Annotated in this window: 8 protein-coding genes; 4 read left to right on the top strand and 4 right to left on the bottom strand. The window is 40.2% G+C overall.

What is annotated here, in order from left to right; all coding sequences use genetic code 11:
• Positions 1-50: 50 nt before the first annotated feature.
• Complete coding sequence (locus I6F50_RS02780) at positions 51-1,175, top strand: sterol desaturase family protein (RefSeq protein ID WP_165727418.1); 1,125 nt, start codon at positions 51-53, stop codon at positions 1,173-1,175.
• Positions 1,176-1,268: 93 nt separating this feature from the next.
• Here I6F50_RS02780 and I6F50_RS02775 read toward each other — a convergent pair whose 3' ends face one another.
• The 4 genes from I6F50_RS02775 to I6F50_RS02760 form a co-directional block, all read right to left on the bottom strand.
• Positions 1,269-2,558: a leucine-rich repeat domain-containing protein gene (locus I6F50_RS02775; RefSeq protein WP_197175257.1), complete on the bottom strand. Its 1,290-nt coding sequence runs from the start codon at positions 2,556-2,558 to the stop codon at positions 1,269-1,271.
• A 79-nt stretch (positions 2,559-2,637) separates the two neighbouring features.
• Positions 2,638-3,351: a YebC/PmpR family DNA-binding transcriptional regulator gene (locus tag I6F50_RS02770; RefSeq protein WP_010555049.1), complete on the bottom strand. Its 714-nt coding sequence runs from the start codon at positions 3,349-3,351 to the stop codon at positions 2,638-2,640.
• Positions 3,352-3,608: 257 nt separating this feature from the next.
• Entirely contained in the window at positions 3,609-5,687 is a 2,079-nt protein-coding gene (locus tag I6F50_RS02765) for a M13 family metallopeptidase (protein ID WP_197175256.1), read from the bottom strand.
• A gap of 676 nt (positions 5,688-6,363) precedes the next feature.
• Entirely contained in the window at positions 6,364-8,142 is a 1,779-nt protein-coding gene (locus I6F50_RS02760; protein WP_197175255.1) for an ABC transporter ATP-binding protein/permease, read from the bottom strand.
• A gap of 108 nt (positions 8,143-8,250) precedes the next feature.
• On the opposite strand from I6F50_RS02760, the gene I6F50_RS02755 reads away from it, so the two are divergent.
• The 3 genes from I6F50_RS02755 (at position 8,251) to secF (ending at position 11,596) form a co-directional block, all read left to right on the top strand.
• The gene (locus I6F50_RS02755) at positions 8,251-8,712 is read left to right on the top strand and encodes a hypothetical protein (RefSeq protein ID WP_165721524.1); all 462 of its coding nucleotides are present in this window, start codon (positions 8,251-8,253) and stop codon (positions 8,710-8,712) included.
• Positions 8,713-8,820: 108 nt separating this feature from the next.
• Positions 8,821-10,659, top strand: coding sequence for a protein translocase subunit SecD (secD, locus tag I6F50_RS02750; protein ID WP_197175254.1), 1,839 nt, complete (start codon positions 8,821-8,823; stop codon positions 10,657-10,659).
• Positions 10,652-11,596 (top strand): protein translocase subunit SecF, encoded by a 945-nt coding sequence (gene secF, locus I6F50_RS02745; protein ID WP_165740706.1) that lies wholly within the window; start codon positions 10,652-10,654, stop codon positions 11,594-11,596. Before secD ends, secF begins: the two co-directional genes overlap by 8 nt.
• Positions 11,597-11,631: the final 35 nt, after the last annotated feature.

Genomic DNA, 11,631 nt, shown 5'->3' with positions numbered 1-11,631 from the left:
ATGGAATTTCGTTGTATTTAATCAACTCAACGAAGCAAGGAATAATAAAAATGATCAGAGCTTTATCACGAAAGGTATTTCGCACAAATCATCTTCAGATAGGTGAGGGCAACATAAGTGGTTACATAGCCTGCTTTTTAGCAATACTGAGTTGCTTAGGCGTATTAGCGTTTCACTTTCCTGAATACTTAACCACACCAGAGCTGAGAAAAAGCTACAGTGTCGATTTTTTACGTCAGCTTATGTTTGCATCATTATTGGTCTCGGGCAGTTTGGGGCTACTTAACTTTGTACGTAATACCAATAAACGCTTAGGAGCTACAGCGTGGTTTTTTATTATTCTGGCAATTATGTTTGGCGGACCAAACGTTGAGGTAAACGAGTTTGCCAGCGACACACCTTACATAGGGCTTGATTGGTTTATTTTAGATTTACTCGGCTCAACGCTCATATTTATCGTGATTGAAAAGCTACTACCCCATCGAAAAGAGCAAAAAATATTACGTAGTGAATGGCGGGGCGATTTAAACCACTTTCTTGTAAATCATTTAATTATTGGCTTTGTATTACTCGTTACTAACCACTTTGTGCATTATGGCTTTGGCTGGGCTGTATCAACGACTATTCAAGGTTATATAGAGCAAACACCATTTGTAGTGCAGTTGTTTTTAATTATACTCGTGGCCGATTTAATGCAATATTGGGTGCATCGCGCTTATCACGAAGTCCCTTTACTATGGCGTTTTCATGGCGTACATCACAGCGCCAAAGAAATGGATTGGTTAGCGGGCTCTCGCCAGCATATTCTTGAAATACTGGTTACTCGCAGCTTAGTGCTCACGCCAATATTTGTACTTGGATTTTCACAGCAAATAATTAGTTTGTACGTCATTATTGTAGGCTTACAAGCGGTATTTAACCATGCAAATGTACGCGTTAGATTTGGTTGGCTAAAATATTTTATGGTTACACCGCAGTTTCATCATTGGCATCATGCATCAGATAAAGCCGCGATTGACCGCAATTATGCTGCGCATTTTTCGTTTTTAGATTACGCGTTTGGTACTGCTGTTAAAGGCCAAAAAGAGTGGCCAAAAGCATACGGTGTAGTCGGGGATTACATGCCAGTAGGTATGTTTAAACAACAGGTTTACCCGTTTAAGCGCACTAAATAAATTCGAATTTTCGAATAAATACACAATATAAACTAAAAAGGAGCAACGTGTTATACGTTGCTCCTTTTTGCAATTTATTTAATTAATACTGAGTTATATATTTAGCTCTTCTAATAACTCAGTAAATGTAGGTCTTTGATTTAATAAAGGTTGCATCGCACGTTTTGCCATATCGGACATTTTACCAAATAGCTCACTTTGCCTATCATCGCCAGTTACCGTGCCTAATAAGTCTTCAATTAAACACCCTAATGCACGTACTTCTATAAGCTCTAACTGCTTTTGTTGATACTCACTTAGCATTGTTAAATTAGTTGCCGCACCAAAATCACCAAACAAAACATCATGGTCTTGGTTTACCATAGTGTTGTGCGCATAAATGTCGCCGTGACTTACTTTAAAAACATGCAAGTGATGTAAGGTACTTACCATTTGCTGTGCAATTTTTAAAATAGCCTGAGTTGAGTAATGGCAATCATTGTTAAAGGTATCACGCGTACAGGTTTCGAGGCTTGGAGGCAGGCCTAAATTAGCGAAGCTCTTATCTATTAGTTCCATCACTAAGCCTAGCTGATCACTTTGTTCAATATAAGCAAGCACCTTAATTAAACTAGCGTGGTCGCCTGCTTGTAAGCAGCAATTTACTTCATCAAGCGGGTAGCCGTCGCTGGTAATTGCACCTTTAAATAATTTAATTGCTACAGAGTTATCAGCCGATTTTGCTAAATGAATAACGCCCGAGGCACCTTGACCAATAACATGGCTAAGCGTGTAATCGTTAAGCGGTTTATTTTCTAAGCTGCACTTTGTAAGGCACTGAGCTTTATTAAAATCGTTACCGGCAAACGCCAGCCAAGCAAGTTTAGGCAGTTCAAAAAGCCAGTCGTCTACGTGTGTTAAGTTATTAGCAGAGAGCCTAACAAGCTCAAGGTTTTTACACTGCGCCATGCTACTTGGCAGTTGCTTAAGTTGATTGCCCGCAAGTGCGAGCTTTTTAAGCTGTGTAAATTGGCCAAAAGTTTGAGGCAGCTCAGTAATGTTGTTGTCGGTGAGTATGAGCCATTCAATATTTTTTGGTAAACAATAATCACTAAACTCAGTTATTTTACAGCCCTTAAATGCAACCATTATCAGAGCAGGGCACTTAGCTAAAACCGCAGGAATATGCTTAAACTGATTAAACGATAAAAATACTCGCTTAAGGCGTGTTAAACAGGCAAATACATCAGGTAGTGTTGATAATTTATTATTTGATAAATCGAGCACTTCAAGCGTGTTAGCTAAGCTAAAAATTTCTTCAGGAAATGTGGTTAGCTCTTCTACTAATTGCAGGCGAGTAGCACCAACAAGCTTGCCACTTTTAAGCTCTTCAAGGGAATTCATATATTTATACCACGTTCTAAAAATAAAAAAGCCAACATAGCTGTTGGCTTAAAATCGTTCTAACTTACTAAATTGTTCTTTAGAATTGCGCGTTATGGTAAACGTTTTGTACGTCGTCGCAATCTTCTAGCATGGCTAAAAAGCGTTCCATAACTTCAACGTCTTCGCCTTCAATTGGCGTTTCAATTTGTGGCACAAAGCTAATTAGGTCTTCGTCAAATTCAGTCACGCCCATTTCTTCAAGCGCTGTACGTGTATTGTTATACTCTGTGTGAGGAGCAAAAACAGTGACTTTACCGTCATCTACTTCTACGTCAGTTACATCAACATCAGCCATCATAAGGGCTTCAAGTACTGCTTCGTCGTCATCACCGTCAAATACAAAAATAGCAAGGTGATCAAATAAATGTGAAACAGAGTTTTGAGCGCCAATTTTAGCATTTGCTTTGGTAAAACAAACACGTACATCAGCAAAGGTACGCTTGTTGTTGTCTGTTAAACAGTCAACAATAATCATACAGTTACCAGGGCCGTAACCTTCGTAACGTGTTGCTGAGTAGTCTTCGCCGCCGCCACCTTTTGCTTTGTCGATTGCGCGGTCAATAACGTGTGCTGGTACTTGGTCTTTTTTAGCGCGTTCAATTAAACGACGTAATGATAAGTTACCATCTGGATCTACACCGCCGTTTTTAGCACAAATATAAATTTCTTTGCCGTACTTAGAATAAACTTTAGTTTTAGCACCCGCAGTCTTAGCCATTGAATCTTTTTTGTTTTGGTAAGCTCTTCCCATCTGCGTTTCGCCTTAATATATGTAAATAATAGAATAAAATTATAATGCGTATTCTAAAGGTAAATGCATTCAAGGGCTAGTAAGTATTAAAGCCGATTAAAACTGTAGCGTTTAAAGTCCATCTAAAGTGCATTTTAGTGAGGGATTATCGAGGGATTTAGACGTTGGAATTATATCTATTATTGTAAATTTAACTCAATAAAAAAGGCAACCTGTATAACAGGTTGCCTTACTAAGTAATAAAATGTAAGTATTACTTACCAAATACGTACACGTTCATCTTCAGGAAGGTATAACTCATCGCCTTGCTTTACATCAAACGCTTTGTACCATGCATCGTGGTTACGTGGCGCTTGTGCTCTAAAGCGACCTGGGGCATGCGTGCCACCACGCAGTTGGTTAAGCATGCTTTGCTCAGTACGTTTTTCTTTCCATACTTGTGCCCACGCAAGGAAGAAACGTTGATCGCCAGTCACGCCGTCTATTACAGGCGCTTCTTTACCATTTAAACTTAGCTTGTACGCATGATAGGCCATTGACAAACCACCCACATCACCAATATTTTCGCCAAGGCTATTTCGACCATTAACAAAATTACCTTCAATTGGCTCGTATTTACTGTACTGCGCAGCCAGTTGATCGGCTTTTTTGTCAAATGCAGCGCGGTCAGCATCAGTCCACCAATTACGTTGCACACCGTTTTCGTCTGATTTTGAACCCTGATCGTCAAATCCATGACCCATTTCGTGACCAATTACAGCGCCAATACCGCCATAGTTTACAGCCGGATCGGCATTTGGATCGAAAAACGGCGGTTGTAATATCGCAGCCGGAAATACAATTTCATTAAACGAGCTATTGTAGTAAGCGTTTACGCGTTGTGGCGTCATGCCCCAGCGGTTACGGTCTGTTTTTTGTAGCTCTTTTTCAACACTTTCTGCGTGGAAAAAATCACGCATGTTTTTCACATTACCAATCAAATCGTTTTTAGTAATGCTTAAACCATCATAAGACTGCCATACATCGGGGTAACCAATTTTTGGTACAAATGCAGCCAGTTTAGCGCGCGCATTTACTTTAGTTGCATCGCCCATCCACTCTAGGTTATCAATACGTTCACCAAGGGCTGTACGAAGGTTTTCAACTAGCTCTGACATTTGTTGTTTTGATGACTCAGGGAAGTAACGCGCTACGTATATTTTACCAATAGCAAAACCAAGCGAACTTGTGCCTGACATTTCACTTATTGCACGTTTCCATCGAGGACGAGGTTCTTGTTGTCCGTTTAGTTCTTTACCAAAAAAAGCAAAATTAGTATTAAATACGTCCTCTGATAGTAAACCTGCGTTACCGCTAATAGCGTGATACGTTAGGTAGTCTTTCCATACTGCAATATCTTCTTGATTGATTAGCTCAATCATCGCTTTTATTGGCTCAGGCTGAGATACATTTAACTGAGGTACTTTATAACCTGTTTGCGCAAAGTATAAATCCCAGTTAAAGCCAGGATAAGCAGTGCTTAAATCGGCACGTTCAACTTGGTTTAGGGTTAAATCGCGATTACGGCGCTTTTCACGAGGCCAATGACCTTGTGCAATTTTAGTTTCAAGATCAACAATTGCTTGAGCACGCTTAGCTGTATTTTCAGTGCCTGCAAACTCAAGCATGTCAGCAATGTGAGCAACATAAGCTGTACGGGTTTTTACAAAGCGCTCAGCGTCTTCAAGGTAGTAAGAGCGATCTGGTAGGCCTAACCCACCCGCACCTAGTGACATTTCATATTTGTTAGGGTCTAGGCGATTAAACCACATACCGCCGCCAAAAGGGGCTTTATTACCGGTTAACCAAGACTTACCAAACATTTCAGCTAAATCGTCAGTCGACGATATATCACTAATTTCACTTAACAATGGCTTGATAGGCGCTACACCTAGTTTATTAAGTGTCTCGGTATCCATATAGGCGTTGTAAAAATCAGCAACGAGTTTTTCTTCTGCGTTTAAATCTTTACGTGCTGCTATTTCTTCAATAATAGCTTTAACATCGCCTTCGCTTCGCTCAGCTAACCCTGAAAATGCACCGTAGCGGGTTTTATCTGCAGGCATTTCGTAGTTGTCATACCATGTGCCACTGGCATACATAAAAAAGTCATCGCCTGGTTTAACGGCTTCGTTACGGGCTGTTAAATCAACACCAAAACTACCTAATTCTGCTTTTTCTGCCACTGTTGCTGTGGCTACTTTAGGTTGTTGCTCGTCTGTTTTTGTTGTTTGCGGCTCTGAACAACCGGTAATAAATGTGGCAGCTAATGCTGCGGCAATTAAACTCTTTTTCATTATGTTCCCCTGAGGAGCTTTTTTGGATTCAAATAGGTATGAATCATTTTTATTGTTATGAATATTTAACTTATCGATTGTTATTGATATTAATCATACAAACAAACCTTTTGAGGTGAATCACCACAGCGCTCGATAAAGCTTAGATTAAGCAAGAAGAGCAAGATTAAAAGCGCGAGGTAAACTCCCGCCCACAGTTAATAGCGATGTTTCGATTTATTCGTGGGCTTGAGGCTTAAATTTATGTGTAGGCGGGGCTTTATGCCGCGCTTGTTTAAGTTAGCTCAAAAAGTGCGAGGTAAACTCACACCTACGGTTTAACAGCAATGTTTCGATTTATTCGTGGGCTACGGCTTTAATTTATTTGTAGGCGCGGCTTTATGCCGCGCTTGTTTAAGTTAGCTCAAAAAGCACGAGGTAAACTCACGCCTACGGTTTAATAGCGATGTTTAGATGTATTCGTGGGCTGGGGCTTAAATTTATGTGTAGGCGGGGCTTTATGCCGCGCTTGTTTAAATTGGCTCAAAAAGCGCGAGGTAAACTCCTGCCTATATTTAATAGCGATGCTTAGATGTATTCGTGGGCTGGGGCTTAAATTTATGTGTAGGCGAGGCTTTATGCCGCGCTTGTTTAAATTAGCTCAAAAAGCGCGAGGTAAACTCACGCCTACTATCCCTTATTTTTTATGCTGTAGTTCCCACATACGGGCGTATTCTCCGGCGAGTGTAAGTAACTCATCGTGCTTACCTTGCTCAATAATTTGTCCGGCTTTGAGCACAATAATGGTGTCTGCATCGGTAATAGTAGAAAGGCGATGAGCAATAACAATACTCGTATGGTTACTGGCCACTTCACGCATTGCTGCGAGTATTGCTTGCTCAGAATGAGAGTCGAGAGCAGAAGTTGCTTCATCAAAAATTAAAATAGGGGACTTTTTCAAAATAGCGCGCGCAATAGCAATACGCTGTTTTTCGCCGCCGGATACTTTTAAACCGCGCTCGCCAACAAGCGTTTTATCGCCTTTATCAAGTGTGGCTATAAAGTCTTTTAAATGCGCCATAGCAATGGCTTCATCAATTTCTGCATCGCTAGCTGATGGCCTACCGTAAGCGATATTTTCACGAATAGTCGTGTTAAACAGCACAGTATCTTGCGGGACTATTGCAATGGCTTTTCGTAAACTATTAAGTGTTACTGAATTTATAGCTTGATTATCAATACTAATTTCACCAGCGCTTACATCATAAAAACGATAAAGCAGTCGGGCTAATGAGCTTTTACCTGCACCACTGGCTCCAACAATGGCTACTTTGCTGCCTGCTTTAACACTAAAGCTAAGGTTATTAAGAATAGGGCGATGCGCATCGTAACTAAAGCTTACATTGTTAAATGTTATTTCACCTTGGCTAATATTGAGTTCTTTTGCATTAAGTGCATCGGTTATTTGTGGTTTTTTGTTAAGTAGCCCAAGCATATTTTCAAGATCGGTTAGGGCGCGTCTTATTTCGCGGTACACAAAACCTAAAAAGTTAAGCGGTAAAAATAGCTGAATCATATATGCGTTAATCATCACAAGTTCACCAATAGAAAGCGTACCTGCAACTACCTCGGTTGAGCCCAACCACATTAACGCGGTAATAGCACAAGCAATAATAAGTGCTTGGCCTGAATTGAGCGCGAGCAACGACATTCTATTTTTTAAACGGGCTTTTTCCCAGTTTGCTAAAAAGGTGTCGTACGTTTTTGCTTCAAACTGCTCATTATTAAAATACTTTACAGTTTCATAATTAAGTAGGCTGTCTATGGCGCGGGTATTACTTTGATTGTCGGCAGCATTTGCTTCTCTAATAAAGCGGTTTCTCCACTGAGTAACCACCACAGTAAAGGTAATATAAATAGCAACTGCCAGTAATGTAATAAGCGCAAACCAAACAGAAAACAACGTGCCAAAAATAATCGCAACGGTCAGTATTTCAAATAAAGTAGGCACAATATTAAACATTAAAAAGCGCATTAAAAAGCTTAAGCCACTCGTACCGCGTTCTATATCGCGGCTAATGCCACCGGTTTGCCTATCTAAATGAAAAGCCAGCTCAAGTGAGTGCAAATGCTTAAATACTTTTAAACCAATATCACGCATGGCGTGCTCGGTTACACGAGAAAATACAGCATCCCTTATCTCACCTAAAAATACACTGGCAAAACGCAGTGCACCGTACATCAATAACAATAAAGCGGGAATAACCAACAGTGGGTTAATCGACTTATCTACCGAGTCTATAATTTCTTTAAGTGCCCAAGGCATTAAAAGCGTGGCACCTTTTGCGCCTATAAGCGCCATAAGTGCAATAAAAACACGGCCTTTAAATTTTGTAAGGTAGGGCCACAGTGTTTTTACACTTTGGCGTAAATTCATGGCGTCTGGTCGTTTTTCACTGCTTTGTCTGGGGCGCATTAAAAGTCTCAGTAAAATTAAATTAGATAGTAAATAGCTAAGGGCTATTGTATTTCAAATACTAGCCCTTATATACTACGCATCCCTTATTTTAGTTTTAAAACGTGAATGTTTAAATTTAGAGTGTTTTTAACTGCCTTTTTGCTACTTGCTGCACTTTTTAGTGTGCAGAGCAATGCTATGGGCGCCTCACAAAATTTAAATATCAATATTAGTACGCAGGTTTCGCTTACTGATATTGCCGATTTAACTAAAATACAGCCTATTAGTAAGTCTGTAGATACTTCGCAGCATAAAAAAACGCATCAAACCGATTTTGACGCGCACCAACCAAGGTTAACAGCCAATAATTCATCATTGTTTTTGCACACTGTTCAAAGTGAGCCAGAATACGATGTGGTTTTTGAATTTTTTGCTCAAAATCTTGTTAGGCATATATTCTTACGACCAAGAGCGATTAATCCTATACAGCCTTGGTATACGCTTGTAACTAATAGTAAAAAGTCGCGCTTGAGTGGCTGGAAAGACGTAAACTTACTCTACAGAGCTGTAACTACCTACCACGCTTAATTTTCCTTATTTAATTTTATTAGGTTTTAACTTTTAAAGTTTTAGCCTGCAGATTAATTGTGCTTTTAAAAAGCACGTTGCTAGCTTTGCTGGCAATAAGGATTCAACATGTTAAGTTTTAAAAAAGATAAAAAGCCGTCTTCGGCTAAGTTCAAATTAAGCTATATAGCCATGCTAATAGTATTGGTTTTATTAGCTATCAGCGCATTACCAAACCTATATCCAAATAAATCGTGGTTGCACGTAAGTAGTACGCCGCACAGCGAAACGCAATCTTTACCGAGCACTAAAACGCTAGTTACTTTTTTAAATAAACAAGGGCTAGAGGTTGAGCAGGGTTTAGATAAGCAATCGACTATTAATATACTTTTAAACGAGCCAACTAAAAGCGCTCAGGCGCAAGCGGCTATAAAAGCGCAATATCCAAACACGCAAGTTAAAATTGTTGAGCATGCAACCAGCCCAACATGGTTACAAGATTTTGGTTTATCACCAATAAAGCTGGGCCTTGATTTAAATGGCGGTGTGCTATTTGTACTAGACGTAGATTTAGATAAAGCCGTTGATGAGCAGTTAGTCAGTGCGTATCAACAAGCTAAATCAATTATTATTAAGCAAAAAGCACATGGCGTAAAAACGCAGCAAACTCAGCAGGGGTTTGAAATAAACGCATTGCCTAATGCAACCGACAAGTTAACCCCCGTTATTGAAGAGCTACAAAGCCGATTTGTTAATTTAGCCGTTGTAACAAGCAATAACGGCAGCGTTAAAACTGCCAAATTTAGTTATTCAGAGCAAGGCCGCAGCAGCTTTGATAAAGAGGTTATGGGGCAAACACTTACAACCCTTCGTTCGCGTATTGAAGAGTTAGGCATTACCGAAGCGGTAACACAGCAACAAGGCAAACATCGCATTCGTATAGAGCTACCAGGCGTGCAAGATCCAACCGAAGCAAAACGTATTATTGGTGCAACAGCATCGCTTGGTTTTTATCAATTAAAAGAAATTGGCGGGCAAACATTTAATATGCAATCGGGCGGAACGATAAAGCTCGATCCTGTGCCAATTTTTACAGGCGATCATATTAATAATGCAAACATAGGCCGCGACGATTGGGGTAAACCATTGGTACAACTAAGCTTAGACGGCCAAGGTGGTGATGCAATGTCGGCGTTTTCAAAAGCCAATATTGGTAAGCCAATGGCGACGGTCTACTCTGAGTACTCTCAAAATGCTAAAGGCGAAGTAGTTAAAAAAAGCGAAGTTATTAATGTTGCCAATATTGCTCAGCATTTAAGTTCGCGTTTTAGTATTACCAATATGAAAAGCCAACAAGCTGCAGCCGACCTAGCATTGTTATTACGTGCAGGCTCGCTTACCGCGCCCGTTACAATTGTGCACGAACAAACAATAGGGCCAAGCCTTGGCAGCGAAAACATTAGTAATGGCTTAGCCGCGCTTATGCTAGGCATGGGTATTACGCTTGCATTTATGGCGCTTTGGTATCGCCGTTTAGGCCTTATTGCAAACGTGGCACTTATATTAAATTTAACGTCGCTTGTGGGCTTAATGTCATTATTACCAGGGGTTGTGTTAACGCTGCCGGGTATTGCAGGCCTAGTACTAACCATAGGTATGGCGGTAGACACTAACGTAATAATATTTGAACGCATTAAAGAAGAACGCCGCCAAGGCCGTGCACCGTATCAGGCTATTCAAGAGGGTTATAAACAAGCCGCAAATACAATATTTGATGCCAATATAACTACCATGATCACTGCACTTATTTTATACGGCATAGGCTATGGGCCAGTTAAAGGTTTTGCCATTACACTCGCATTGGGGCTTTTAACATCTGTATTTACAGGTGTGTACGTATCAAAAATATTAAGCCAAACGTTGTATTTAAAAATGGGTAAAAAAGCAGGAGTAAAAGCACATGCTTAACACTTTTTTGAAAGGTGAAAAGGGCACACGTTTACGTTTTATGGGCATGCTTTTAAGCGCCATCTTAGTGCTACTATCAGTATTTACACTTACGCAAAAAGGTCTAAATTTTGGCTTAGATTTTACAGGCGGTTATTTAACTGAGTTTACAACCAGCCAAAGTGTTGAACTAAAAGAGCTTCAATCGTTTATTGCTAAAAATCACAACGGTGAGTTTGAGCTAACTGCGCAAGGTAATAGTCATTTTCAATTAAGAGAAGCGCCAAGTGCATCAACTACATCAACAACAGCTAATAGCCTTGATTGGCAAAGCGCTGTTACACAAAACGATTATATAAACGCACAGGTTTTATCGTCGGCCTATATTGGCTCGCAAGTGGGCGATGAGTTATTTGATCAAGGCTGTTTAGCAATGTTTGCTGCAATGATTGCAGTAATGATCTACCTTGCAGTACGTTTTGAATGGCGATTAGCCGTTGGCTCTGTGGTAGCGCTAGTGCACGATTTAATACTCGTACTTGGATTATTTTCACTATTACAAATTGAATTTAACCTAACCGTACTGGCAAGTTTACTGGCTATTATTGGTTACTCACTTAACGACTCAATAATAGTAGGGGATAGAGTACGCGAGCTTTTACGTGTTCAATCAAACAATGTACTTAGTCCAGCGACTATTATTAATAATGCGATTAAAAGTACGCTAACACGTACCTTAATAACGTCGGGTACCACACTTGCAACGGTTGCGAGCGTTTGGTTGCTTGCAGGTGCACCACTGCAAGGCTTTGCTATTGCATTATTTACCGGCATTGTAGTGGGTACGTTCTCGTCTATTTGTATAGCGGCAACCTTGCCGGAACTATTGGGCTTAAGCGCTAAAAACTACGAAGTTAAAGTAGATGCCCACACGCAAACATTATTAGATATGCCATAAGGTTTTTAATAAAACACAAGCAAAGAGCTGCACCA

This window comes from Pseudoalteromonas sp. NZS127_1 (genome assembly GCF_015864295.1).
In the GTDB taxonomy this organism is placed as follows: Bacteria; Pseudomonadota; Gammaproteobacteria; order Enterobacterales; family Alteromonadaceae; genus Pseudoalteromonas; species Pseudoalteromonas arctica.
The sequence above is the reverse complement of the archived record's forward strand: the minus strand, read 5'-3'. Positions and strand labels throughout refer to the sequence as shown.